At 67.8% G+C, this 24593-nt stretch carries 21 protein-coding genes; 16 read left to right on the plus strand and 5 right to left on the minus strand.

The genetic code is table 11. The features are described 5' to 3' along the window. Window position 1: 1 nt before the first annotated feature. Window positions 2-1501 carry a tripartite tricarboxylate transporter permease gene (locus FN976_RS20660; protein WP_145894983.1) on the plus strand — a complete coding sequence of 500 codons (1500 nt, stop codon included), beginning with the start codon at window positions 2-4 and terminating at the stop codon, window positions 1499-1501. A gap of 7 nt (window positions 1502-1508) precedes the next feature. On the opposite strand, the gene FN976_RS20665 is transcribed toward FN976_RS20660, so the two are convergent. After that, the gene (locus tag FN976_RS20665; RefSeq protein WP_145894958.1) at window positions 1509-2021 is read right to left on the minus strand and encodes a GNAT family N-acetyltransferase; all 513 of its coding nucleotides are present in this window, start codon (window positions 2019-2021) and stop codon (window positions 1509-1511) included. Window positions 2022-2114: 93 nt separating this feature from the next. Between FN976_RS20665 and FN976_RS20670 the strand changes: the two genes are divergently transcribed. From FN976_RS20670 to FN976_RS20680, 3 genes are all read left to right on the plus strand, one after another. Further along, complete coding sequence (locus FN976_RS20670; protein WP_145894959.1) at window positions 2115-2612, plus strand: TspO/MBR family protein; 498 nt, start codon at window positions 2115-2117, stop codon at window positions 2610-2612. Between the two features lie 179 nt (window positions 2613-2791). Then, window positions 2792-3028 carry a hypothetical protein gene (locus FN976_RS20675; protein WP_145894960.1) on the plus strand — a complete coding sequence of 79 codons (237 nt, stop codon included), beginning with the start codon at window positions 2792-2794 and terminating at the stop codon, window positions 3026-3028. Window positions 3029-3106: 78 nt separating this feature from the next. Beyond that, window positions 3107-3586 carry a CreA family protein gene (locus tag FN976_RS20680; RefSeq protein WP_255440642.1) on the plus strand — a complete coding sequence of 160 codons (480 nt, stop codon included), beginning with the start codon at window positions 3107-3109 and terminating at the stop codon, window positions 3584-3586. Window positions 3587-3595: 9 nt separating this feature from the next. Here FN976_RS20680 and FN976_RS20685 read toward each other — a convergent pair whose 3' ends face one another. Next, window positions 3596-4555 (minus strand): Bug family tripartite tricarboxylate transporter substrate binding protein, encoded by a 960-nt coding sequence (locus tag FN976_RS20685; protein ID WP_145894962.1) that lies wholly within the window; start codon window positions 4553-4555, stop codon window positions 3596-3598. 367 nt (window positions 4556-4922) lie between these two features. On the opposite strand from FN976_RS20685, the gene FN976_RS20690 reads away from it, so the two are divergent. The 9 genes from FN976_RS20690 (at window position 4923) to FN976_RS20730 (ending at window position 16174) form a co-directional block, all read left to right on the plus strand. Next, complete coding sequence (locus tag FN976_RS20690; RefSeq protein WP_145894963.1) at window positions 4923-6395, plus strand: sigma-54 interaction domain-containing protein; 1473 nt, start codon at window positions 4923-4925, stop codon at window positions 6393-6395. A gap of 159 nt (window positions 6396-6554) precedes the next feature. Then, a complete protein-coding gene (locus FN976_RS20695) occupies window positions 6555-7757 on the plus strand; it encodes a substrate-binding domain-containing protein (protein WP_145894964.1) in 1203 nt (400 codons plus the stop codon). A 153-nt stretch (window positions 7758-7910) separates the two neighbouring features. Then, complete coding sequence (locus tag FN976_RS20700) at window positions 7911-9422, plus strand: extracellular catalytic domain type 2 short-chain-length polyhydroxyalkanoate depolymerase (protein ID WP_145894965.1); 1512 nt, start codon at window positions 7911-7913, stop codon at window positions 9420-9422. A 22-nt stretch (window positions 9423-9444) separates the two neighbouring features. Next, on the plus strand, window positions 9445-10224 hold the full coding sequence (locus tag FN976_RS20705; protein WP_145894966.1) for an ABC transporter ATP-binding protein: 780 nt from the start codon (window positions 9445-9447) through the stop codon (window positions 10222-10224). Next, a complete protein-coding gene (locus tag FN976_RS20710) occupies window positions 10221-10946 on the plus strand; it encodes an ABC transporter ATP-binding protein (RefSeq protein WP_145894967.1) in 726 nt (241 codons plus the stop codon). Before FN976_RS20705 ends, FN976_RS20710 begins: the two co-directional genes overlap by 4 nt. Then, window positions 10943-11923 carry a branched-chain amino acid ABC transporter permease gene (locus FN976_RS20715; protein WP_145894968.1) on the plus strand — a complete coding sequence of 327 codons (981 nt, stop codon included), beginning with the start codon at window positions 10943-10945 and terminating at the stop codon, window positions 11921-11923. The genes FN976_RS20710 and FN976_RS20715 overlap by 4 nt, the downstream gene beginning before the upstream one ends. Window positions 11924-11933: 10 nt before the next feature. Continuing rightward, complete coding sequence (locus FN976_RS20720) at window positions 11934-13073, plus strand: branched-chain amino acid ABC transporter permease (protein WP_145894969.1); 1140 nt, start codon at window positions 11934-11936, stop codon at window positions 13071-13073. 7 nt (window positions 13074-13080) lie between these two features. After that, window positions 13081-15228, plus strand: a complete 2148-nt coding sequence (locus FN976_RS20725) for a 3-hydroxybutyrate oligomer hydrolase family protein (protein WP_145894984.1) — start codon at window positions 13081-13083, stop codon at window positions 15226-15228. A gap of 37 nt (window positions 15229-15265) precedes the next feature. Beyond that, complete coding sequence (locus FN976_RS20730) at window positions 15266-16174, plus strand: alpha/beta fold hydrolase (RefSeq protein ID WP_145894970.1); 909 nt, start codon at window positions 15266-15268, stop codon at window positions 16172-16174. 7 nt (window positions 16175-16181) lie between these two features. Here the strand turns inward: FN976_RS20730 and hemH are convergent, their stop codons facing one another. Then, a complete protein-coding gene (hemH, locus tag FN976_RS20735) occupies window positions 16182-17288 on the minus strand; it encodes a ferrochelatase (RefSeq protein ID WP_145894971.1) in 1107 nt (368 codons plus the stop codon). Window positions 17289-17304: 16 nt separating this feature from the next. On the opposite strand from hemH, the gene FN976_RS20740 reads away from it, so the two are divergent. Beyond that, entirely contained in the window at window positions 17305-17997 is a 693-nt protein-coding gene (locus FN976_RS20740; RefSeq protein WP_145894985.1) for an HAD family hydrolase, read from the plus strand. A gap of 3 nt (window positions 17998-18000) precedes the next feature. Here FN976_RS20740 and hpnD read toward each other — a convergent pair whose 3' ends face one another. Beyond that, window positions 18001-18840: a presqualene diphosphate synthase HpnD gene (hpnD, locus tag FN976_RS20745; RefSeq protein WP_145894972.1), complete on the minus strand. Its 840-nt coding sequence runs from the start codon at window positions 18838-18840 to the stop codon at window positions 18001-18003. After that, on the minus strand, window positions 18837-19874 hold the full coding sequence (locus FN976_RS20750) for a squalene/phytoene synthase family protein (protein WP_186511053.1): 1038 nt from the start codon (window positions 19872-19874) through the stop codon (window positions 18837-18839). The genes hpnD and FN976_RS20750 overlap by 4 nt, the downstream gene beginning before the upstream one ends. 102 nt (window positions 19875-19976) lie before the next feature. Here FN976_RS20750 and FN976_RS20755 point away from each other — a divergent pair, with 102 nt between their 5' ends. Then, window positions 19977-21155, plus strand: a complete 1179-nt coding sequence (locus FN976_RS20755; RefSeq protein ID WP_186511055.1) for an efflux RND transporter periplasmic adaptor subunit — start codon at window positions 19977-19979, stop codon at window positions 21153-21155. A 7-nt stretch (window positions 21156-21162) separates the two neighbouring features. Next, window positions 21163-24333, plus strand: a complete 3171-nt coding sequence (locus FN976_RS20760; protein ID WP_145894975.1) for an efflux RND transporter permease subunit — start codon at window positions 21163-21165, stop codon at window positions 24331-24333. Window positions 24334-24593 lie beyond the last annotated feature (260 nt).

Here is a 24593-nt window from a genome sequence, read left to right on the forward strand (position 1 = left end):
GATGGACATTCTCAATGCGCTGATGCAGGGCTTCGCGACGGCGATCTCGCCGGCCAACCTGATGTGGGCCCTGGTGGGCTGCGTGCTCGGCACAGTGGTGGGCGTGCTGCCCGGCATCGGCCCCGCGGTGGCCGTGGCCATGCTGCTGCCGATCACGGCCAAGGTCGAAGCCACGGCCTCGATGATCTTCTTCGCCGGCATCTACTACGGCGCGATGTACGGCGGCTCGACCACGTCGATCCTGCTGAACACCCCGGGAGAGACCGCCACCATGGTCACGGCCATGGAGGGCAACAAGATGGCCAAGAGCGGCCGCGCCGGCCAGGCGCTGGCCACTGCCGCCATCGGCTCCTTCGTCGCCGGCACCATAGCGACGGTCATCGTCACACTGTTCGCGCCAGTCGTGGCGGAGCAGGCGGTCAAGCTCGGCCCGCCGGAATACTTCATGCTGATGGTGCTGGCCTTCACGACCGTGAGCGCGGTGCTCGGCAAGAGCACGTTGCGCGGCATGACGGCGCTGCTGCTGGGCCTGGCCATCGGCTGCATCGGCCTGGACCAGATCTCCGGCCAGCCCCGCTACACCATGGGCAAGGCCGAATTGCTGGACGGGATCGAGATCGTGCTGGTGGCGGTGGGCCTGTTCGCCGTAGCGGAGGTGATGTACGCCGCCATGTACGAGGGCCGCAGCACCGAGGCCCGGAATCCGATGAGCCGCGTCTACATGAGCGGTCGCGACTGGAAGCGGTCCATCCCCGCCTGGTTGCGCGGCACCGCCATCGGCGCGCCCTTCGGCTGCATCCCGGCCGGCGGCACCGAAATCCCGACCTTCCTCTCCTACGCCACCGAGAAGAAGCTCGCCAAGGGCGAGGACCTCAAGGAGTTCGGCACCACCGGCGCCATCGAAGGCGTGGCCGGCCCCGAAGCCGCCAACAACGCCGCAGTGACCGCGGCGCTGATCCCGCTGCTCACGCTCGGCATCCCGACGTCGAACACCACCGCCATCCTGCTGGGGGCCTTCCAGAACTATGGCCTGAACCCCGGCCCGCAACTCTTCACCACCTCGGCCGCGCTGGTCTGGGCGCTGATCGCCTCGCTGTACATCGGCAACGTGATGCTGCTGATCCTGAACCTGCCGCTGGTGAAGCTGTGGGTGAAGCTGCTCGAGATCCCGAAGCCGCAGCTGTACGCGGGCATCCTGATCTTCGCGACGGTGGGTGCCTATGGCATGCGCCAGAGCGCGTTCGACCTGGTGCTGCTGTATGCCATCGGGCTGCTGGGCGTGCTGATGCGGCGCTTCGACTTCCCGACGGCGCCGGTGGTGGTCGGCATGATCCTGGGCCCGCTGGCCGAAGCGCAGCTGCGCAACGCCGTGTCGATCGGGGAGGGCAGCTTCAGTGTCTTCCTGACCCGGCCGATGTCGCTGGCGCTGCTGGTGGTCATCCTGGCGGTGCTGATCGTGCCGCGGGTGATGCGGATGCGGGCGGCCAGAAAGCTGGCTTGACGAACCGTCATCCCGGCGAAGGCTGGGACCCGGTGCTTCCAGAGCCGGCAAACTCAATCAAAGCCGGCCCCGCCAGCCGGTGCTTCACCCATTCCGCCATGGGCCACGCGCCGATGGACCGGTAGAACTGCAGCGCAGGCTCGTTCCAGTCCAGCACGCTCCACTCGAACCGGCCGCAGCCTTCGGCCACGGCGATGCGCGCCAGGTGCTGCAGCAAGGCCTTGCCGGCGCCGACGTTGCGGTGCGCGGGTGTCAGGTACAGGTCCTCCAGGTACAGACCCTTGCGGCCCTGCCAGGTGGAGTAGTTGAAGAAGTAGACGGCGAAGCCGGCGTACTCGCCGTCGACAGTGCACATGAGCGCGCGCGCGGGGCCACCCGGGTCGAACAACGAAGCACGGATGTCGGCTTCCGACGCTTCCACTTCGTGCTCGGCCTTCTCGTAGATGGCCAGCTCCCGGATGAATCGGAGGATGAGGCGAGCGTCGTCCGCTTGCGCGGCCCGGATGACGATGGATGGCATGGGGTGCACTCTAGCCGGTCCCGAGGCGGGACTTGCAGGATGTCGCGGCATTGGCCGACGCACCAGCCCACGCTTCGCCCGCCATGATCAGGCATGCGTCCAGCTTCTCCCCATGCAGCACCACATCCCGCACGGTCGCTGGCCGCCTGGCTGTTGCTGGTGGGCGCCGCGGCAGCGATCGGTGCCGTCGGTTCGAGTTCGGCGCCGGTGTTCTATTCGCAGCTTCAATTGCCAGGTTGGGCGCCGCCGGCCGGCTGGTTCGGTCCGGTCTGGACCGTCCTCTACGCGATGATGGCTGTGGCCGCCTGGCTGGTCTGGCGTTCGCCGGGCCGCCATGGCGGGGCCCTGGCACTGTTCGGGTTCCAGCTGGTCGCGAACGTTCTGTGGTCGTGGTTCTTCTTCGCCTGGCGCTCCGGCGAGGGCGCCATCGCCGACATCCTGGTGCTGGACCTGCTGGTGGTCGCGGCGCTGGCAGCGTTCTGGCGAATCCGCCCGACGGCCGGCGCGCTGCTGCTGCCCTACCTGGCCTGGATCCTGTTTGCCACCGCGCTCAGCGTGACGGTGTGGCGGATGAACCCCGCGTTGCTTTGACCCGTGCGCGGCGGCGGTGACGGTCTTCACTCACGGCGACGCCGGCGTCGCCGCTCAGGGCGAATCCCGATGCCGGACGGCGCCACGGTCCTACGCCAGGCATCGAACTCTGGCCGCCGACAACCGCGGGCCCGACCAGAACAATCGAGTCCTCACAAGCCAACCCGCTGGAGCAGTCCATGGCCGACGAAGCAGATCTCGCATTCGATTCCGAGCAACGCCATTTGACCCTGGCGCTCGCCGCGCAGCGTTCGCGGGCGCATGTGCTGCGGCCGATCGGCGAGTGCCATCACTGCGGCGCGAATGAAGGCCTGGGCGACCGGCTGTTCTGCGACGCGGACTGCGCGACGGATTGGGAGTACGAGGCGACGCTGCGCCGGCGACTGGGCTTGCCGGCGGGCCCTCCGCTTCACTGAGCGCCGGGGCGTGGATGCCGGGCGCGCGGGCGCCCATCCGCTACAGTTCAGCCGACTGTCCCGGAGCCCCTCATGCGCATGCCCATCCTCTTCGCCGCCACCTTGCTCGTCCTCGCTGCCTGCGGCAAGGCGGAGGGCGAGCAGGTGGGCTCCGTGGATACCGTCTTCCAGTGGTTGGGGCCGGACCACAAGATCGTGGTGGAAGCCTACGACGACCCCAAGGTGGCGGGCGTCACCTGCTACGTCTCGCGCGCCAAGACGGGCGGCATCAAGGGCGGCCTCGGGCTGGCGGAAGACAAGGCCGAAGCGTCCATCGCCTGCCGCCAGACCGGCGCCATCAGCTTCCCCACCGGCAAGCCGCTGGAACAGCAGGAAGAGGTGCTGAACGAACGCATCTCCCTCGTCTTCAAGAAGCTGCGCGTGGTACGCATGGTGGATGCGAAGCGCAACGCCTTGATCTACCTCACCTATTCGGACCGCATCATCGAGGGCTCGCCGCAGAACAGCTTGACCGCGGTGGCGCTGCCGGCGGGCACGGTGGTGCCCCTGAAGAAATAGCCGCGGTCGTCAGACCATCCCCGACAGGTACATGATCGCCCGCAGGCTGGAGAACTCGTACTCGACGAAGTCGTCGAAGTCCTTGCCGGTCTGGACTGCCGGCGTCCACGCATTCTTGGCGACCGCATCGGTCCAGGCCTTGGTCTTGATGGCGGCCAGCACGAGGCTGGTGAGCTCCGCGCGCTGTGCGGGCGTGATGCCGGGCGCACCGTACACCCCACGCCAGTTGCCCAGCACCACGTCGTAGCCCTGTTCCTTCATGGTCGGCACCGCGATGCCGGGCAGGCGCTTCTGCGACGTCACGGCGATGGGCCGCATCTTGCCGGAGACGATGTGCTCGGCGAACTCGCTGTACCCACTGCCGCCCACGGTCACGTTGCCGCCGAGGATGGCTGCCACCGCTTCGCCGCCGCCGCGGAAGGCGACATAGTTCACCTTCTTCGGGTCGACGCCGACCTGGCGCGCCAGCATGCAGGCCGAGATGTGCTCGGTCGAGCCGCGCGAGCCGCCGCCCCACTTGACGGCCGCCGGGTCCTTCTTCAGCAGGTCGACCACGTCCTTCATGGTCTTCAACGGCGAATCGGCCGGCACCACGAACACGTTGTATTCGCTCGTGAGGCGGGCGATCGGCGTGCATTGGCTCAGTTGCACCGGCGGCTTGCCGGTGATGATGCCGCCCAGCATGACGGCGCCCATCATCAGCAGGGCGTTCGGGTCGCCCTTGCTGGCGTTGGCGAACTGCGCCAGCCCCAGGATGCCGGCGGCGCCGCCCTTGTTCTCGTACTGGACGGCGTCGGCCGCCTTGGCCTCCGTCAGAGCCTTGCCCAGGGAGCGGCCGGTGGTGTCCCAGCCGCCGCCGGGGTTGGCGGGGATCATCATCTTCAGCGTGGCGGCGGAATGCGCGGGCAGCGGCAGGCTGCCGGCGGCCGCCAGCGCGGCGATCGACTTCAGGAACGTGTCTCGGCGCATGGCTTGTCTCCTTGTGTGGGCCATGGCGATGCTGCGCGGGCGAACTGTCGATCGCCTGTCACGCGAAACCCCCAATGTCCGGATTAACCCGCAGGTGATCACTGAAAATTCGCCACAGCGAATTTTCAGTGGCTTGATTGGTGTGAAGGGGCCCGGCAGAGCCGGATCCCCTCCACAAGGGAGACCGTCCTGCGCGATGCTCCGGCCGGTCTGTGCCGCTGCGCGGGAACAAGGCATCGAGGACCGCGCGGAATATCATGCAGCGCGGTCCCCTTTGCGGAGAGGATCCGGCTCTGCCGGTCCTCTTCGCACTGATCAGACAACTCTGAAAAATCGCCTTGGCGATTTTTCAGAGTTAGCATCCGGCATGGTCGCAAGCGCAGTCGTCTCCCCCCAAGCTCTGCCGCAGGATGGCCAGCGGATCCTCGAGCTGGCGGCGCGCTCGATGTTCGACCTGTTCGCCAATGCCAGCGAAGGCATGCTGCTGGTCGACCGGCAGGCGCGCGTGGTGTGGATCAACGATCTCTACAAGCGCTTCCTGCCCGCGCTGGGCTTCGAGCGCGTGGAAGACTTCGTGGGGCATCCGGTTTCCGACGTCGTGCACAACACGCAGATGCACCGGGTGCTGGAAACAGGCAAGCCGATCCTGATCGACCTGCTGTCAAACAAGGCCGGCACGTTCGTCGTCAGCCGGATCCCGCTGCGCGACGACGCGGGTGTGGTCATCGGCGCACTGGGCATCGTCTTGTTCGACCACCCGGAAACCACGCTGCAGCCGCTGATCCACAAGTTCGCCAACCTCCAGCGGGACCTGGACGAGGCCCGGCGCGAGCTGGCGACGCGGCGCCGCACCAAGTACACGCTGGCCAGCTTCGTGGGCAGCAGCCCGGCGGCCGTGGAAGTGAAGCGGCAGGCGCGGCGCGCGGCGCTGTCGTCCAGCCCGGTGCTGCTGCTGGGTGAGACGGGCACGGGCAAGGAACTGCTCGCGCAGGGCGTCCATGCGGCTTCCGCGCGCGCGGAAGGCCCCTTCGTCAGCGTGAACATCGCAGCCGTGCCCGACACCCTGCTGGAGGCCGAGTTCTTCGGCGTGGCGCCGGGCGCCTACACCGGAGCCGATCGCAAGGGCCGCATCGGCAAGTTCAAGCTCGCCGATGGCGGCACGCTGTTCCTGGACGAGATCGGCGACATGCCCGCCAGCCTGCAGCCCAAGCTGCTGCGCGCGCTGCAGGAAGGCGAGATCGAGCCGCTCGGCTCCAACAAGGTCGTGCCGTTCGACGCGCGCGTGATCGCCGCGACCTCGCGTGACCTGGGCGCGCTGGTGCGCGAAGGCAAGTTCCGGGAAGATTTGTACTACCGGCTGAACGTGCTGCCGATCCGGGTGCCGCCCTTGCGCGAGCGCCGGGCTGACATCCCCGCGCTGGTGGAAGTGCTGGCCGAGGGCATCGCGCTGCGTGGCGGGACACCGCAGTTCGACCTGAGTTCCGACGCCATGGCCATGCTGGCCGCGCAGCCCTGGCGCGGCAACATCCGCGAGCTCGGCAACCTGTTGGAGCAGGCGGCGATGCGCAGCGACACGCAGCACATCGAGGAGCACCAGCTGGAGGAGGTCCTGCGCGAGGCGGGCCTGGAACGCGTGCCGCCCGCGCCACCGGTCGCGCCGCAGGCACCCGCGGCCAAGAGTGCTTCAGCGCTTCGGCCGCTGGCCGAGCAGGTCGCCGAACTGGAGCGCGAGGCCATCCAGGCCGCGCTGGCGGCGACCGGCGGGAACAAGTTGGCGGCCGCCAAGCTGTTGGGAATCTCCCGGGCGAAACTCTACGAGCGGCTGGAAGCGACTGTCTGATTTCCAGGCAAGTGTTCGGGATTCAGACACTTTTCGGTGTCCGACAATCAGACACAACCGACCGGCTGCTGAGCCAAATCCTTCTGAATCAATGACTTAGCGGCTGGCACGTTGCGTGCAACGTGGTTTCTGCACAGCAGTCATTACAGGAGACATTCCATGCAACGTCGCATCTGGGTCGCGGCCGCCGCCCTGGCCACCACGGCGCTCGCGTCGCCCTTCGCCTTCGCCCAAGCCGGCAAGGAAATCAAGATCGCCCACATCTACAGCCGCACCGGCCCGCTCGAGGCCTACGGCAAGCAGACGCAGACCGGCCTGATGATGGGCCTGGAATACGCCACCGGCGGCACGATGATGGTCAACGGCCGCAAGATCACGCTGATCGAGAAAGACGACCAGGGCAAGCCCGACCTGGGCAAGTCGCTGCTGGCCACGGCCTATTCCGACGACAAGGTCGACCTCGCCATCGGCCCGACGTCCTCGGGCGTCGCGTTGGCCATGCTGCCGGTCGCCGAGGAATACAAGAAGGTGCTGCTGGTCGAGCCGGCCGTGGCCGACTCGATCACCGGCGAGCGCTGGAACAAGTACATCTTCCGCACCGGCCGCAGCAGCTCGCAGGATGCGATCTCGAACGCGGTGACGGTCGACCAGCCGGGCACGGTGGTCGCCACGCTGGCGCAGGACTACGCGTTCGGCCGCGACGGCGTGAAGGCGTTCAAGGACGCCATCAGCAAGTCGAAGGTCGTCCATGAGGAGTACCTGCCCCAGAACACGACGGACTTCACCGCCGGCTTCCAGCGCATCGTCGACAAGATGAAGGACCAGCCGGGCCGCAAGGTGATCTTCGTGATCTGGGCCGGCGCCAACCCGCCGTTCGCCAAGCTGGCGGACCTCGACCTGAAGAAGCGCTTCGGCATCGAAGTGGCCACCGGCGGCAACATCCTGCCGGCCATGGTGCCGTTCAACAACTTCCCGGGCATGGAAGGCGCCGCGTACTACTACTACGGCTTCTCCAAGAACCAGGCGAACCTGTGGCTGGTGACGAACCACTACACGCGCTTCAAGAGCCCGCCGGACTTCTTCACGGCCGGCGGTTTCTCCGCCGCGATGGCCGTGGTCGAGGCGCTGAAGAAGACCAAGGGCGACACCAACACCGACAAGCTGATCACGTCGATGGAAGGCCTGACCTTCGACACGCCGAAGGGCCCGATGACCTTCCGCAAGGAAGACCACCAGGCGATGCAGTCGATGTACCACTTCCGCGTGGCACCGGGCGCCCGTCCGGGCGCGATGGCGGATCTCCACCTGGTCAAGGAGATCAAGCCCACCGAAATGAACGTGCCGATCCGCAACAAGCGGTAGAGCGCGCGCCGGTTGGGAGGCGGGGTGCCGGCGTGCCCCGTCTTTCCTTCAGGGGCGGCCGCCCCTTCTTTTTGATCCGTTCTGTCAGAGACAACCCCGGACACACGGGGGTGGGCAGGTGTACGCCCAAACACCAACCAGGAGACATTCTCGATGACGTTCAAATTGCTTCGCCCGATGCTTCGCCTCGCTGCCGCGCTCGCGGCCCTCGGCACCGCGGGGGCCATGGCCCAGGTCAACCTCGGCCAGTACAACATCGACACCAGCAAGACCACGGTCTCGGGCCTGTCCTCGGGCGGCTTCATGGCCAACCAGCTGGGCATCGCCTATTCGTCCACCTTCAAGGGCGTCGGCGTGTTCGCGGCGGGTCCCTACATGTGCGCCGGCCACAACAACTACACGGCCTGCATGTACAACGCCAGCATCAGCGCGAGCCAGCTGACGACGATGCAGAACAGCCTGAACAGCTACAGCAGCAGCGGCGCCATCGACAACAAGTCCAATATCGCCGGCCAGAAGATCTACCTGTTCATCGGCACCAGCGACACGACGGTCGGCCAGAACCCGACCACGGCGCTGAAGACGCAGTACACGAACAACGGCGTGCCGGCGGGCAACCTGCAGCACGTGGTGCGCAGCGGCGCCTCGCACACCTTCCCCACCGATTTCGACAGCACCGGCAACAACGGCTGCGGCAGCGCGGCCTCGCCGTACATCAGCAACTGCAGCTATGACGGCGCCAAGGCCGTGCTGGAACAGTTCTACGGCACCCTGAACCCGCGCAACAACGCGCCGGCCGCCGGCAACTACGTCCAGTTCAACCAGTCGCAGTTCACCAGCAACCCTGGAATGGCCGCGACCGGCTACGCGTACGTGCCCGCCAATTGCGCGAGCGGTTCGCAGTGCAAGCTGCACGTGGCGCTGCACGGCTGCCAGCAGAGCACCGACAAGATCGGCGACAAGTTCGTGAAGAACACCGGCTACTCGCGCTGGGCCGACACCAACAGCATCATCGTGCTGTTCCCGCAGACCCGCATCGACAACACGAGCCGGCCGACTTCCGCGAGCGGTTCGCTGGCCAACCCGAACGCCTGCTGGGACTGGATCGGCTGGTACGGCACCAACTTCGCGCAGAAGGCCGGCACGCAGATGGCCGCCATCAAGGCGATGGTCGACCGCGTGTCCTCCGGCAGCGGTTCCGGCGGCGGCGGTTCGCTGCCGGCACCCACCGGCGTGGCGACCTCCGGCGCGACCACGACGACGATGCAGATCACCTGGGGCGGCGTCACCGGGGCCACCAGCTACAACGTGTTTCGCAACGGCAACAAGGTGAATGCGACCGGGGTCACCGGCACCAGCTACACCGACACCGGCCTGGCCGCCGCCACTACCTACACCTGGACGGTGGCGGGCGTGAACAGCAGCGGCTCCCAGGGCGCCGTCTCGGCGGGCGCCACGGGCACCACGACCGGCTCGGCACCCCCTCCGGCGACTTGCTTCACCTCGTCGAACTATGCGCACGTCACGGCCGGCCGCGCCACCACGACGGGCGGTTATGTTTACGCCAAGGGCTCCAACCAGAACATGGGGCTCTACAACACCTTCGTCACCAAGACCCTCAAGCAGACCAGCCCGGGCTACTACGTGATCGGCACCTGCCCGTGAGCGACCTGCAGACAAGGAGACCATGAAACTCGCCACCCAGGACCTGACCATCCGCTTCGGCGGCCACGTCGCGGTCAATGGCGTCACCTGTTCGTTCGAACCGGGGACGCTGACCGCGATCGTGGGCCCCAACGGGGCGGGCAAGACCACGTATTTCAACCTGATCTCGGGTCAGCTGAAAGCCAGCGCGGGAACGGTCACGCTCGATGGGCGCGACCTGTCCGGCGCCTCGGCCTCGCAGCGCACGCGGGCAGGCCTGGGGCGGGCGTTCCAGCTCACCAACCTGTTCCCGCGCCTCACGGTGCTGGAGAACATCCGCCTGGCGGTGCAGGCGGCCCGCAGCGGCAGCCATCGCCATGGCCTCAACCTGTGGAGCGTGTGGAGCGACCACCGCGACCTGACGGAACGCGCCGAGGAGATCCTCGAGGCGGTGGCGATGAAGGACAAGGAAGACGAGCTCGTGGCCAGCCTGCCGCACGGCGACCAGCGCAAGCTGGAAGTGGCCCTGCTGATGGCCCTGGACCCGGGCGTGTTCATGTTCGACGAGCCCACGGCCGGCATGAACGCCGCCGAGGCGCCCGTCATCCTCAACCTGATCCGCAAGCTCAAGGCGGACAAGAGCAAGACCATCCTGCTGGTGGAGCACAAGATGGACGTCGTGAGGGAGCTGGCCGACCGCATCATCGTGCTGCACAACGGCACTTTGGTGGCGGACGGCGAGCCGGCGGCGGTCATCGCTTCGCCCATCGTGCAAGAGGCTTATCTGGGTATCGCGCCCGAGAAGCAGAAGGAGGCGGCATGAACGCCAACCTCCTCGAGTTGAAGGGTGTGCAGACGCACATCGGCGCGTACCACATCCTGCACGGCGTCAACCTCGCCGTTCCGCGCGGCCAGCTCACCATGCTGCTGGGCCGCAACGGCGCCGGCAAGACGACCACGCTGCGCACGATCATGGGCCTGTGGAAAGCCTCGCAGGGCAGCGTGACCTTGAACGGCCAGGACATCACGCAGGCCGCCACGCCGCAGATCGCCGGCCTCGGCGTGGCCTACGTGCCCGAGACCATGGGCATCTTCGCCGACCTCACCGTCAAGGAGAACATGCTGCTGGCCGCGCGCGCGGCCCGCACGGCGCAGCAGATCGACGAGAAGCGCCTGCAATGGATCTTCTCGCTGTTCCCGGCCGTGGAGAAGTTCTGGAACCACCCGGCCGGCAAGCTGTCGGGCGGGCAGAAGCAGATGCTGGCGGTGTCGCGCGCGATCGTCGAGCCGCGCGAACTGCTGATCGTCGACGAGCCCAGCAAGGGGCTGGCGCCGGCCATCATCAACAACATGATCGATGCGTTCGCGCAGCTCAAGGCGAGCGGCGTGACCATCCTCCTCGTCGAGCAGAACATCAACTTCGCCAAACGCCTGGGCGACACCGTCGCAGTCATGGACAACGGCATCGTGGTGCACGCCGGCTCCATGAAGCAGCTGGCCGACGACGAAGAACTGCAACATTCCCTGCTCGGCCTGGCCCTATGAAAAACCTCGACTTCGACTGGATGCCGCTGGCCCTCGTGCCCATGCTCGCCATCCTCGTCCTCCCCATGATCGGCTCCGGCTCCACCTGGGTCACGCTCACCGTGGCCGGCCTGGCCATGGGCATGATCATCTTCATCATCGCGTCCGGGCTGACGCTGGTCTTCGGGCTGATGGACGTGCTGAATTTCGGCCACGGCGTGTTCATCGCACTGGGCGCCTTCGTGGCGACCAGCGTGCTGGGCAGCATGGGTGACTACACGGGCTCGTCCAGCCTCTGGGTGAACCTGATGGCGGTGCTGCCGGCCATGGTGGTCGCCATGCTGGTGGCCGGTGCGATCGGCCTGGCGTTCGAACGCTTCATCGTGCGGCCGGTGTACGGCAACCACCTGAAGCAGATCCTCATCACCATGGGCGGCATGATCATCGGCGAGGAACTGATCAAGGTGATCTGGGGCCCGCTGCAGATTCCGCTGCCGCTGCCCGAAGGCATGCGCGGGAGCATCTATCTCGGCGATGCCGCGATCGAGAAGTACCGGCTGCTGGCCGTGATCGTCGGCCTGGCGGTCTTCGGCGGGCTGCTGTGGACGTTGACCCGCACCAAGATCGGATTGCTGATCCGCGCCGGCGTGCAGGACCGCGAGATGGTGGAGTCGCTCGGCTACCGCATCAAGACCCTGTTCATCGGCGTGTTCGTGGTCGGCAGCGCACTGGCCGGCCTGGGCGGCGTGATGTGGGGCCTGTACCAGCAGAACGTGATCCCGCAGATGGGCGCGCAGGTCAACGTGCTGATCTTCATCGTGCTGATCATCGGCGGGCTCGGCTCCACCACCGGGGCGCTGGTTGGCGCGCTGCTGGTGGGCCTGATGGCCAACTACACCGGCTTCCTCGCGCCCAAGGCGGCGCTGTTCTCCAACATCGCGCTGATGATGGCCATCCTGCTGTGGCGTCCGCAGGGCGTCTACGCGCTCAACAAGTAAGGAGGCCACGATGTTGTCACGCTTCCTGTCCAACGACCCCCCGCGCAACAAGGTGCTGGCGGTGGTGCTGGTGCTGCTGTTCGCGACGCTGCTGCTCACGCCGTTCCTCATTCCGGGCGTCAAGGCGCTGGACGTCGCCGCGAAGATCCTCATCTTCGTCGTGCTCGCGGCCAGTTTCGACCTGCTGCTGGGCTACACGGGCATCGTGAGCTTCGCCCACACCATGTTCTTCGGCATCGGCGCTTACGGCGTCGCGATCGCCTCCACGCGCATGGGGGCGGGGTGGGGCGCTCTCGCGGTGGGCCTGGCGGCCGCACTGGTGGTGTCCTTCGTGCTGGCCCTCGCGATCGGCCTGTTTTCGCTTCGGGTGCGCGCGATCTTCTTCTCGATGATCACCCTGGCGTTCGCGGCGGCTTTCCAGACGCTGGCGTCGCAGCTGTCGGATTTCACCGGCGGCGAGGACGGCCTCACCTTCAAGATGCCCGAGGTCCTGTCGCCCGGCTTCAAGTTGAGCGAGACGCCTTTCCTCGGCGTGTCGCTCGATGGCCGGCTGATCTGCTATTACCTGATGTTCGTCGTGGCGCTGGTGCTGTTCCTGGCCATGCTGCGCATCGTCAACTCGCCGTTCGGCCGGGTGCTGCAGGCGATCCGCGAGAACGAGTTCCGGGCCGAGGCCATCGGCTACCGCGTCGTTGTCTACCGCACGGTGTCGAGCATCCTGTCGGCACTGTTCGCGACCATGGCCGGCGCGATGCTGTCCGTCTGGCTGCGCTACAACGGGCCGGACACGTCGCTGTCCTTCGAGATCATGATGGACGTGCTGCTGATCGTCGTCATCGGCGGCATGGGCACGATTTATGGGGCGGCGATCGGCTCCGGCCTGTTCGTCGTGGCCCAGAGCTACCTGCAGGACCTGCTGAAGCTCGCCAGCGAAGCCGTCGCCGGCCTGCCTTGGCTGGCCGCGCTGCTGTCGCCCGACCGCTGGCTGCTCTGGCTCGGCCTGTTGTTCGTGCTGTCCGTCTACTACTTCCCCACCGGCGTTGTCGGCCGGCTGCGCGCGATGCGCCCGCCGCCGAAACCGCCGGCCCCGCCGGCCGCGACGCCCATCAAGAGAACGCCCCCCCTTCAAGGAGATTTTGTTGAAAACTAGAAAAACGATGCTGGCCACCGCCGGCGCCCTCGTGCTCGCCGGCTGCGGCGGCAGCGACAACGTCAGCAACGACATTCCCGTCGGCGTGACGCAGCACAGTGTCACCACCTATTCCGCCACGGCCGTAGGCACCGGCACCACGCCGGCCACGCAGGACCTGCTCACGGGCGGCCTGGGCAAGACCGGCCTGGGTGCTGCAGTGGCGCCGACCTATGCCGACCCGGCGAACCCGACGGCGCTGGAACTGCGGCGCAACGCGCTGCATTCCAACTACCGCGCCATCCTCGATCCCACGGTCAACGGCGGCTATGGCTCGCTCTACGGCCCCAACATCAACGCCGCCGGTACCGTGACCGCTTCCGAAGGGCTGATCCCCGGCCGTGAATACGTCGCGACGCTCGATGACGGCAGCGGCCGCAAGCGCGTGACCATGGCCGTGCAGATCCCCGACAGCTTCGACCAGGCCAATCCCTGCGTCATCCTCGGCCCGTCCTCGGGTTCGCGCGGCGTCTACGGCGCCATCGGCACGGCCGGCGAATGGGGCCTGAAGCGCGGATGCGCAGTGGCGCTCACCGACGCCGGCAAAGGTGTGGGCCTGTACGACCTGACCGACGACAGCGTCAACAAGATCGACGGCACGCGCGCCACGCGCACCGCCGCCGGTGCCTTGTCGCATTTCGCCGCGAACATCACCGACGCCGCGCGGACCGCCTACAACGCGATGTTCCCCAACCGGCTGGCGCTGAAGCAGGTGCACTCGCAGCTCAACCCCGAAAAGGATTGGGGCAGCGACACGCTGGTGGCCGGGCGCTACGCGCTCTATGCGCTGAACGACCGCTATGGCAACGCGAGCAACCCGGCGCCTTTCAACGCCGGCAACACCATCGTGATCGCCGGCTCCGCATCGAACGGCGGCGCCGCCGCGCTGCGCGCGGCCGAGCAGGATGGCAGCGGCCTGATCGACGGCGTCGTCGCCTCGGAACCCGTGGCTCAGATGCCGACCGCCACCGGCTACGGCATCACCGTCGGCGGTACCGCCGTCAACGGCTACGGCAAGACACTGGTCGACTACGTCACCTATGCCAACCTCTATCAGCCTTGCGCGGCGCTGGCCGCGGGCGCGGCGATGACGGAAGTCTCCACCTTCAACTTCATGGTGGCCGCGGCCATGACCACCCGGGCCCAGGCGCGTTGCGCGGGCCTGGCCGCCAAGGGCCTGGTGACCGGCAGCGACGTCGCCGCGCAATCGGCCGACGCGCTCGCCAAGCTGCGTGCGTTCGGCTGGTCGGCCGAGCATGACCAGATGCACAACGCACATTGGGGCCTGGGCAACGGGCCCATCCTGTCCGCGATGTATCCGGTGGCCTACGGCCGCCTGTCGGTGCTGGACAACGTCTGCAGCACGAGCTTCGCGCAGGTGAGCGCGACAGGCGACGTCGTCGCCGTCAATCCGCTCGTCAAGGCACAGAGCTTCGCGCTGGCCAACGGCACCGCCAACGGAACGCCGGCGACGCCCGTCTACAACAACTCCGTGGGCGGCGCGAAGGCCTGGCAGTTCGCCGTCTCGCCCTCGACCGGTGCGGCCGACTTCGGGCTGGACAACGCACTGTGCCAACGAGCCCTGGCGACCGGCGCCGATCCGGTGACGGGTGCGGCGCTCACCGCCAGCAGCACGCCGACGGCGGCCCAGGCTGCCGCCGTGAAGGCGGGCGTGGCGGAAGTGACGCTCAACGGCAACCTGCGCGGCAAGCCGACGATCATCGTCAGCGGCCGCAGCGACGCCCTGGTGCCGGTGAACAACAATTCGCGCGCCTACGCGGCGTTCAATCGCGTCGTGGAAGGCGCATCGACCAGGCTGCGCTACATCGAAGTCACCAATGCGCAGCACTTCGACACGTTCCTGCCGTTCGGTGGCTTCGACACGCGCTTCGTCCCGTTGCACCAGTACTTCAACCAGTCCATGGACCTGATGTACGCGCACCTGAAGAGCGGCGCCGCGCTGCCGGCCAGCCAGGTGGTGCACACGACGCCGCGCGGTGGCACGCCACTTGCTGCACCGGCCATCACGGCGGCGAACGTGCCCGCGATCAGCGCCGCGCCCGCGGCAGCCAACCAGATCGGCTTCTCCGGCACGTCGATCACCGTACCCAACTAAGGAAGGGCCCGCAGAGGCCCGGCCACGGAGGACCCAGATGCCATCCAGCTCGAAGTACGTGACCTGCGCGGGCCGCGAAATCCACTACACCGAGTGGGGCGCGCAGCATGCGCCCACGGTCATCGCCTGGCATGGCCTGGCGCGCACCGGGCGCGACATGGACGAGCTGGCCCAATGGCTGGCTGATGGGTTCCGGGTGATCTGCCCGGACACCCTGGGCCGGGGGCTCAGCCAGTGGAGTCCCGACCCGTCGAACGAATACAAGCTGGAGTTCTATGCCCGCCTCGCGGCGGACCTGTTCGACCAGCTGGGCATCGAGGAGGCGCATTGGGTCGGCACGTCGATGGGCGGGGCGATCGGTACCGTCTGTGCCGGTGGGCTGTTCCAGCCCCGCCTGCAGGGCCGCATCCGCAGCCTGGTGATCAACGACAACGCGCCGCGCCTCGCGCGGCCGGCCCTGGAGCGCATCCGCAACTATGCCGGCAACCCGCCGGCGTTCGAGACCATGGCGCAGCTCGAGAGCTTCTTCCGCGAGGTCTACAAGCCTTTCGGCTGGTTGAGCGACGCGCAGTGGCGGCGCCTGACGGAAACCTCCGCCCGGCGCCTGCCCGACGGCCGCATCACGCCGCATTACGACCCCGCCATGGTGCGGCAGTTCATCGATCATCCGGACGACTACGACATCTGGGCGCACTACGACGAGGTGCGCATCCCCGTGCTGGTGCTGCGGGGGGCGCATTCCGACCTGGTGCTGAAGGATGCGACCGATGAAATGCTGACGCGCGGGCCCGGGGCGCTGGGGCTCACGCGGGTGGTCGAGATTGCGGGCTGCGGCCATGCGCCGGCGCTCAACGTTCCCGAGCAACTCGACCTGGTGGCGGGGTTCATCCGCCAGCATGAGCAGGCCGCCGCGGCCAAGGCCGCAGCCGCGGTCGCCGCCGCTTAGGGCGTTTTCAAGCCGGGGCCCCCAGGGCGAGGGCGCGTTCGCGCGAGGCCGCCAAGGCTTTCGGGTCAGGCACCGACTGGGTGTCCCAACCGGCGAGGTGCCGCAGGGCGATGCCGCCCAGGGCGGCGATCCATTCCGGTTCGTCGTTCAGGCAGGGGATGTAGTGGAAGTCCTTGCCGCCAGCCGCGAGGAAAGCGGCGCGCCCTTCCTGCGCGATCTCCTCCAGGGTCTCCAGGCAATCGCTGGTGAAGCCGGGGCAGACCACGTCCACGCGCTCCAGCCGCTGGCCGGCGAGCTTGTGCAATGTCGCTTCGGTGGACGGCTCCAGCCACTTCGCGCGGCCGAAGCGCGACTGGAAGCTGAGCGTCCATTCGCCATCCGCCAGGTTCAGCCACTCCGCAAGCAGCCGGCCGGTCTTGCGGCATTCGCAGTGATAAGGGTCGCCGAGCTGCAATGTGCGCTCGGGCACGCCATGAAAGCTCATCACGAGGTGGCCCGGCCGGCCGTGTTCCCGCCAGTGCCGTTCGATGCGCGCGGCCAGTGCACCCACGTAGCCGCGATCGTCGTGGTACCGGTTCACGAAGCGCAGCTCCGGGACGTTCCGCTCGCGGGCCGTCCAGCCGCTCACGGCGTCGATCACGCTGGCCGTGGTGGTGCCGGAATACTGCGGGTAGGCGGGCAGCACCAGGATGCGTGTCGCGCCGCGCGCACGCAGCGCCGCCAGCTGCGCCGGGATCGACGGGCTGCCGTAACGCATGGCGTATTCCACGGCGACCCGATGGCCCTGCTCGCCCAGCCAGCCCTGCAGGCGCTTCGCCTGCCGCTCGGTCCAGACCTTCAGTGGCGAACCTTCCGGCGTCCAGATGGTCGCGTATTTGGCGGCCGATTTCGACGACCGCAGCGGCAGGATGACGCCATACAGCAACGGCAGCCAGGCCACGCGCGGAATCTCCACCACGCGCGCATCGCTCAGGAACTCCGCGAGATAGCGGCGAACGGCCGGCGCCGTGGGGGCATCCGGCGTGCCGAGGTTGCACAGCAGAACGCCCACGATGGTGGATTCACCGTGACGATGCGCGATCTGCGAGGCCGGGGTAGAGGGGGCGGGGGGCATGAGGTATTCTGCCGTCATGCTCGACGTCGCGAAAATCCGGGCCATCACGATCGACCTGGATGACACCCTGTGGCCGATCTGGCCCACCATCGAACGCGCCGAGAAGGCGCTGCACGACTGGCTCGTGCAACATGCGCCGATGGCGGCAGCGCTGTTCTCGAGCCCGTCGGCGCTGCGCGAAATCCGCGACTACATGGCCGCCTCCCGGCCCGAACTGAAGAACGACTTGAGCGCGGTGCGCCGCGAGTCGATCCGGCTCGCGCTGTACCGGGCCGGCGAGAATCCGCTGATCGCGGACGAGGCGTTCACCGTGTTCTTCAACGAGCGCCAGCGGGTGACCCTGTTCGACGACGCACGTCCCGCGCTGGAGTTCCTGGCGCTGCGCTATCCGATCGTGAGCATCTCCAACGGCAACGCCGACCTGGAACGCATCGGCCTGGCCCCGTATTTCCGCGCGGCCATCAGCGCGCGCGAGTTCGGCGTCGGCAAACCGGATCCGCGCATCTTCCACGCGGCCGCCGGCGCCGCGGAGACGATGCCGGAAGCCGTGCTGCACATCGGCGACGATGCAACGCTCGACGCGCTCGGGGCCTTGAACGCAGGGATGCAGGCGGCCTGGCTGAATCGCTCGGACGCGCTGTGGCCGCATGAACTGGAGCCGCAGGTGACCTTGACGAACCTGGCGGAGCTCGTCGATCTGATGCGCTGAGGCCTACATCCGCCCCAGCGCTTGCACCTTCCAGGCCAGCCACAGCTTGCGCACCGGGGTCAGGCTGATGCGCTGGTCCAGCACCTTGAAATCCTCGTCCTCGATCTCCCGCAGCAGCGTGCGGTAGATGCTGGCCATCATCAGGCCCGGCTTCTGCGCCCGCCGGTCCTGCGGCGGAAGGAGGGCCAGCGCCTCGTCGTACAGGGTGTGGGCGCGCTGCGCCTGGAACCGCATCAAGGCGACAAAACGGTCCGAGTGCTTGCGTTGCAGCACCTCGTGCGCCTTGACGTCGAACTGCTGCAGCTCGTTCACGGGCAGGTAGATGCGCCCGCGCATCGCGTCCTCGCCGACGTCGCGGATGATGTTGGTGAGCTGGAACGCCTGCCCCAGCTTGTGCGCATAGTCGGTCGTGGCCGGGGCGGTCTGGCCGAAGATGCCGGCCGACACCTCGCCCACCACGCCGGCCACCAGGTGGCAGTACTTCTGCAGGCCGGCATAGTCCAGGTAGCGGGTCTGCTCCAGGTCCATCTCGCAGCCGCGCACGACGGACAGCAACTGGTCCTGCCGGATGTTGAACGCCGCCGCGTGCGGCATCAACGCCTTCATCACGGGGTGCGTGGGCTCGCCGGTGAAGGCTTTGCCGACTTCCATCTGCCACCAGGCGAGCTTGGTGCGGGCGACTCCCGGATCGGTGACTTCATCGACGACGTCGTCGACTTCGCGGCAGAACGCGTAGAAGGCCGTGATCGCCGCGCGGCGGGGCGGCGGCAGAAAAAGAAAGGCGTAGTAGAAGCTGCTGCCCGAGGCTGCGGCTTTCTCCTGGACGTACTGTTCCGGCGTCATCGGCCGGCATTGTCCCATCCGGCGCCGCCCACCTTGCCCGCGAGCCGCGCGTAGTGAGCCTGCAGGGGGGCGCGGCCGGCCCGCGTGAAGAGCAGCCGCAGCAGCACGCCATGCACTTCGCTGCGCGGCATCTTGATGCGCTGCTCGAGCGCCGCGGGGCCCGCGGCCTCCAGCAGCGCGAGCGTGCGCGCGCCCAGCAAGGCGGGCAGGGCGCTGGCGGCGCGCACCCGGCGGTCCTTCACGGCGTCGGCATAGCGCATGCCGTCGGCGACCTGTTCTTCCGCCAGCGCCTGCCATCGGTGCCAGAGCGGCAACAGCAGCGCGGGCTCGCGCGCCACCTGGTCCACCGCGAGGCCGGCTTGCGCGAGTTCGTCCGCCGGAAAATAGCAGCGCCCCGCCGCGAGGTCGTCGCGGACATCGCGCAGGATGTTCACGAGCTGCAGGCCGCAGCCATAGGCCCGCCCCAGTTCCCGCATGCGTTCAGGTTGCGCCCCGGCGAAGTCCCGCAGGTGCCGCAGGCAGAGGTCGGTCCAGAATTCGCCGACGCTGCCGGCCACCAGGTAGGTGTATTCGTTGAGCTGGTCCGCGTTCTCCAGCGCGCGGCAGGGGCCGGGCTCGCCGAAGCGTTGCACATCGAGTTTCTGGCCGCGGGTGATCTGGCGGAGCACCCCGCGGATGGCTTCCTGGTCCTGCGGCTCGGTGGCGGCGAGGGCCGCCAGGCACTGCGGCAGGGCGAGGATCAGGCGCTGCTCGTCGCCGTCGGCTTGCCGGCCCGCAAAGCCCCGGAGGTCCTCCAGGGTGGCCGTGCCGTCGATCGCGGCCGTGAGGTTGTCCAGGCTCGCAAGCCGTTCCGCGGCCGGCATCTGGGTCGTGTCCGCCAGGGTGTCGGTCGCACGGGCCAGCAGGTAGCCAAGGCCGATCGGCCGCCGCAATGGGGCCGGCAACACCCGGATCGACAGGTAGAAAGAGCGCGAAACCCCTCGCAACAGGGCATTCAGGTCTTCCGTTGATCGGGCCGGCGGCTGCATGGTCATCTGGCGCGGCATTGTCGCTTGACAAACTGCTGGGGTTTCCCCTAGATTACTAACCGGTCAGTCATTAGCCGTCTCTTTGTTCACTTTCGCCGGGGTTCCACCGTGATTTCTGCTCACTTTTCCCGTACAGCGCGCTGGTCGCTTCTTGTCGTTGCCACGGCTGTGCTGGGCGCCTGCGCCCGCCAGGAGGCAGCGCCCGAACCCGTGCGCGCCGTGAAAGTGGTGACTGTGGGCGTGTCCGGCATCCAGGCGGGCTATGAATTCTCCGGCGAAGTGAAGCCGCGCGTGGAATCCCGCCTCGGCTTCCGCGTGGCCGGCAAGATCACCCAGCGGCAGGCCGAAGTGGGCCAGCATGTGAAAGCCGGGGCTCTCCTGGCCCAGCTGGACCCGCAGGACTATCGCCTGGCTGCCGACGCCGCGCGCGCCCAGGTGGCGGCGGCGAGCACCAATCGCGACCTGGCCGCGGCGGACTACAAGCGCTATGTGACGCTGCGCGAGCAGAACTTCATCAGCGGCGCCGAACTCGAGCGGCGCGAGACCGCCCTCAAGGCCGCCCAGGCCCAACTGGAACAGGCCCAGGCGCAACTTGCGTCCCAGGGCAACCAGGCACGCTACACGACGCTCGTGGCCGATGTCTCCGGGATCGTCACGGCCGTCGAAGCCGAGCCCGGTCAGGTGGTCAGCGCGGGCACGCCGGTGGTCCGAATCGCCCAGGACGGCGCGCGCGACGTGGTGTTCTCGGTGCCGGAAGACAAGGTGGTGGCGGTGCGCCCGGGCAGCGACGTGGCGGTGCGGCTCTGGGCCGGCAACACCACGGTGCAGGGCAAGATCCGCGAAGTGGCGGCGAGTGCCGATCCAGTCACCCGAACCTACCCGGTGAAGGTCTCGCTGGATGCTGCCACCCAACCGCCCCTGGGCGCGACGGTCACGGTGTTGCCCCAGTCGCTCAGCCACGCCGGTGTGCAGGTGATCAAGCTGCCCACCAGCGCGCTGAGGCAGGAAGGCAAGGGCACCGCGGTGTGGTTGCTCGACAAGGCCACCATGACGGTCAAGCTGCAACCGGTGCAGGTGGCCAGCGCCGACGGCAACGAGGCGGTCATCGCCTCGGGGGTGCTGCCCGGCATGCTGGTGGTCACAGCGGGCGTCCACGTGCTGGCCCCCGGCCAGAAGGTGACGCTGTGGCAGGACAAGACGTCCGCCATGCCGGCCGTCGCGGCCCAGGGCGATGCCGTCAAGGCTGTGGCCGCCGCGCCCTCGGCCGCGCTACCCGTCGCGAAGTGAGGCGGGAATGAATCCCGAACCTAACAGCGATCGCTTCAACCTCTCGCGCTGGGCGCTGGAGCACCCGGCGCTCACGCGCTACCTGATGGTGGTGCTGATGCTGCTGGGCGTCGCGGCCTACTTCCAGCTGGGGCAGGATGAAGATCCGCCCTTCACCTTCCGCGCCATGGTGATCCGCACCAACTGGCCGGGCGCGACGGCGCAGCAGGTGGCCGAGCAGGTCACCGACAAGATCGAGCGCACGCTGCAGGAGGTGCCGTACGCCGACATCATCCGCAGCTATTCCAAGCCGGGCGAGTCGCAGATCATCTTCCAGATCAAGGACTCGTCGAAGCCCGGCGAAGTCGCCAACGTCTGGTACACGGTGCGCAAGAAGGTGGGCGACATGCGCTTCACCTTGCCGGGCGGCATCCAGGGGCCCTTCTTCAACGACGAATTCGGCGACGTCTATGGCGTGATCTACGCGCTGGAAGCCGACAAGGGCTACAACTATGCCGAGGTGAAGACCTTCGCCGACGACGTGCGCCAGCAGTTGCTGCGCGTGCCGGATGTCGCCAAGGTCGAGCTCTTCGGCGCGCAGGACGAGAAGCTGTTCGTCGAGATCTCGCAGAAGCGGCTGGCGCAACTGGGCCTCGACGTGAACCATATCCTGGCGCAGCTGGGCCAGCAGAACGCGGTCGAATCCGCGGGCGCCGTGCAGACGCCGCAGGACGTGGTGCAGGTGCGCGTGGCCGGCCAGTTCGAGGCGGTCGAACAGCTGCGCGCCATGCCGATCCGCGGTGTGTCCGGCAATCAACTGCGCCTGGGCGACATCGCCGAGGTCAAGCGCGGCTACGTCGACCCGCCGCTGGTGAAGGTGCACCACCAGGGCAAGGACGTGATCGCGCTGGGCGTGTCCATGGCCAAGGGCGGCGACATCATCCGCCTGGGCCAGTCGCTGAAGGCGGCCACCGGCAGGATCGACGATCAGCTGCCGGCCGGCATCCGCCTCGTGCAGATCCAGGACCAGCCCAAGGCCGTGGCGAACTCGGTCAATGAATTCGTGCGCACCCTCATCGAAGCCGTGTTCATCGTGCTGGCGGTCAGCTTCATCGCGCTGGGCCTGCACAAGCGGCCCGACGCCGCGTCGCTGCCGATCTGGAAGCGGTGGTACGTCGACATGCGCCCCGGCCTGGTGGTGGGCATCACCATCCCGCTGGTGCTGGCCGTCACCTTCCTGGCGATGAACTACTGGGGCATCGGCCTGCACAAGATCTCGCTCGGCTCCCTGATCATCGCGCTGGGCCTGCTGGTCGACGACGCGATCATTGCCGTCGAGATGATGGTGCGCAAGATGGAGGAGGGCTACGACAAGGTCCGCGCCGCCACCTTCGCCTACGAAGTCACCGCGATGCCGATGCTGACGGGCACGCTGATCACCGCCGCGGGCTTCCTTCCGATCGGGCTGGCGAAGTCGACGGTGGGCGAGTACACCTTCGCCATCTTCGCGGTGACGGCCGTGGCGCTGGTGCTGAGCTGGCTGGTGTCGGTCTACTTCGTGCCTTATCTCGGCACCTTGATCCTCAAGGCGAAGCCGGTGGTGGCCGAGCACCACGAGCACTTCGACACGCCGTTCTACCGGGGCTTCCGGCGGACGGTGAACTGGTGCGTGGAGCACCGCTGGATCACCATCGGTGCGACGATCCTGACCTTCGCGCTGGGTATCGCCGGGATGGGCAAGGTGCAGCAGCAGTTCTTCCCCGACTCCAGCCGGCCGGAGATCATGGTCGACCTGTGGTTCCCCGAGGGCACGTCGTTCGCGGCCAATGAGGAAGTCGCCCGGCGGGTCGAGCAGCGCCTGATGCGCGAACCCGGCGTGGTCAGCGCATCGACCTGGCTTGGCTCCGGCGTCCCGCGCTTCTACCTGCCGCTGGACCAGAAATTCCCGCAGACCAACATCTCGCAGCTGATCGTGCAGCCCAAGGACCTGCCCACGCGCGAAGTCCTGCGGCAGAAACTGCCCACGCTGCTGGCCCAGGAGTTTCCCGAGGCGCGCGGCCGCATCACGCTGCTGCCGAATGGCCCGCCGGTTCCTTACCCCGTGATGTTCCGCGTGGTCGGTCCCGAGCCGCTGCAGTTGCGCGAACGCGCCGACGAGGTGAAAGCCGTGATGCGCGCCAACGCCAACACGCGCGGCGTCAACGACAACTGGAACGAGTCGGTGAAGGTCCTGCGCCTCGAGATCGACCAGGCCAAGGCACGGGCGCTCGGCGTCACCAGCCAGTCGATCGCCCAGGCGAGCAAGACCATCCTGGCGGGCACCACCGTGGGCCAGTACCGCGAGGGCGACAAGCTGATCGACATCGTGCTGCGCCAGCCGGCCGACGAGCGCAACGCCATCACCGACATCGCCAACGCCTACCTGCCGACGGCATCCGGCAAGTCGATCCCGCTGACGCAGATCGCCAAGCCGGTCTTCACCTGGGAGCCGGGCGTGATGTGGCGCGAGAACCGCGACTACGCCATCACCGTGCAGTCCGACATCGTCGAAGGCATGCAGGGCGCCACGGTGACGGAGCAGTTGCTGCCCCAGTTGCGCGCGCTGGAGGCGAAATGGACGCAGGGCTACCGCATCCAGGTGGCCGGTGCGATCGAGGAGAGCGGCAAGGGCTCGTCGTCGATCTCGGCCGGCGTGCCCATCATGCTGTTCATCACCTTCACGCTGCTGATGCTGCAGCTGCAGAGCTTCAGCCGCGCGATGCTCGTGTTCCTGACCGGGCCGCTGGGCATCGCCGGCGTCGCCGGCGCTCTGCTGCTGCTGAACCGCCCGTTCGGCTTCGTGGCGCTGCTCGGCGTGATCGCGCTCATGGGCATGATCCAGCGCAACTCGGTCATCCTGATCGACCAGATCGAGCAGGACCGCGCGCGCGGAGTGCCCGCCTGGGACGCCATCGTCGAGTCGGCCGTGCGGCGGCTTCGCCCCATCGTGCTGACGGCGGCCGCGGCCGTGCTGGCCATGATCCCGCTGTCGCGCTCGGTGTTCTGGGGGCCCATGGCGGTCGCGATCATGGGCGGGTTGATCGTGGCGACGGTGCTGACCTTGCTGGCGCTGCCGGCGATGTATGCGGCTTGGTTCCGGGTGAAGCGGGAAGAGCCGGCGGGTATGGCGCCGGGTGGGGTGGCGTTGGTGCCGGCCTGAGCTTTTTCCTCGCCGTCACCTCGCGGCAACGCCGCGCGTGGCCGGGCTGTGGCGCGCTGGCACGGCGTCCGTCGGGCCGCTGCGCGGCCCTACCGGATTCCCTGCGCCGCACGCCCTCGCGGCCCCGCCGCCAAACTTATATGGACGCCTCCCGTGTGGCAAGCGGGTATTGGAAGTTTTGACTTGGCGGGTTCATTGCGGACTTATATCCGGCCTGTGCTCTTGCAGACCTGGGGTCTGCGGCTGGCCCTGATGGTCAT

Source organism: Caenimonas sedimenti (assembly GCF_007833165.1).
GTDB classification, from domain to species: Bacteria; Pseudomonadota; Gammaproteobacteria; order Burkholderiales; family Burkholderiaceae_C; genus Ramlibacter; species Ramlibacter sedimenti.

Excerpts from the sequence above, each read along its gene's own strand:
- FN976_RS20680 (WP_255440642.1), top strand. The coding sequence starts at position 3,107 with ATGCCCATCCTCTTCGCCGCCACCTTGCTCGTCCTCGCTGCCTGCGGC.
- FN976_RS20700 (WP_145894965.1), top strand. The coding sequence starts at position 7,911 with ATGACGTTCAAATTGCTTCGCCCGATGCTTCGCCTCGCTGCCGCGCTC.
- FN976_RS20760 (WP_145894975.1), top strand. The coding sequence starts at position 21,163 with ATGAATCCCGAACCTAACAGCGATCGCTTCAACCTCTCGCGCTGGGCG.
- FN976_RS20690 (WP_145894963.1), top strand. The coding sequence starts at position 4,923 with ATGGTCGCAAGCGCAGTCGTCTCCCCCCAAGCTCTGCCGCAGGATGGC.
- FN976_RS20675 (WP_145894960.1), top strand. The coding sequence starts at position 2,792 with ATGGCCGACGAAGCAGATCTCGCATTCGATTCCGAGCAACGCCATTTG.
- FN976_RS20710 (WP_145894967.1), top strand. The coding sequence starts at position 10,221 with ATGAACGCCAACCTCCTCGAGTTGAAGGGTGTGCAGACGCACATCGGC.
- FN976_RS20695 (WP_145894964.1), top strand. The coding sequence starts at position 6,555 with ATGCAACGTCGCATCTGGGTCGCGGCCGCCGCCCTGGCCACCACGGCG.
- FN976_RS20715 (WP_145894968.1), top strand. The coding sequence starts at position 10,943 with ATGAAAAACCTCGACTTCGACTGGATGCCGCTGGCCCTCGTGCCCATG.
- FN976_RS20750 (WP_186511053.1), bottom strand. The coding sequence starts at position 19,874 with ATGACCATGCAGCCGCCGGCCCGATCAACGGAAGACCTGAATGCCCTG.
- hemH (WP_145894971.1), bottom strand. The coding sequence starts at position 17,288 with ATGCCCCCCGCCCCCTCTACCCCGGCCTCGCAGATCGCGCATCGTCAC.
- FN976_RS20665 (WP_145894958.1), bottom strand. The coding sequence starts at position 2,021 with ATGCCATCCATCGTCATCCGGGCCGCGCAAGCGGACGACGCTCGCCTC.
- FN976_RS20685 (WP_145894962.1), bottom strand. The coding sequence starts at position 4,555 with ATGCGCCGAGACACGTTCCTGAAGTCGATCGCCGCGCTGGCGGCCGCC.
- FN976_RS20670 (WP_145894959.1), top strand. The coding sequence starts at position 2,115 with ATGCGTCCAGCTTCTCCCCATGCAGCACCACATCCCGCACGGTCGCTG.
- FN976_RS20660 (WP_145894983.1), top strand. The coding sequence starts at position 2 with ATGGACATTCTCAATGCGCTGATGCAGGGCTTCGCGACGGCGATCTCG.
- FN976_RS20720 (WP_145894969.1), top strand. The coding sequence starts at position 11,934 with ATGTTGTCACGCTTCCTGTCCAACGACCCCCCGCGCAACAAGGTGCTG.
- FN976_RS20740 (WP_145894985.1), top strand. The coding sequence starts at position 17,305 with ATGCTCGACGTCGCGAAAATCCGGGCCATCACGATCGACCTGGATGAC.
- FN976_RS20725 (WP_145894984.1), top strand. The coding sequence starts at position 13,081 with ATGCTGGCCACCGCCGGCGCCCTCGTGCTCGCCGGCTGCGGCGGCAGC.
- FN976_RS20705 (WP_145894966.1), top strand. The coding sequence starts at position 9,445 with ATGAAACTCGCCACCCAGGACCTGACCATCCGCTTCGGCGGCCACGTC.
- hpnD (WP_145894972.1), bottom strand. The coding sequence starts at position 18,840 with ATGACGCCGGAACAGTACGTCCAGGAGAAAGCCGCAGCCTCGGGCAGC.
- FN976_RS20730 (WP_145894970.1), top strand. The coding sequence starts at position 15,266 with ATGCCATCCAGCTCGAAGTACGTGACCTGCGCGGGCCGCGAAATCCAC.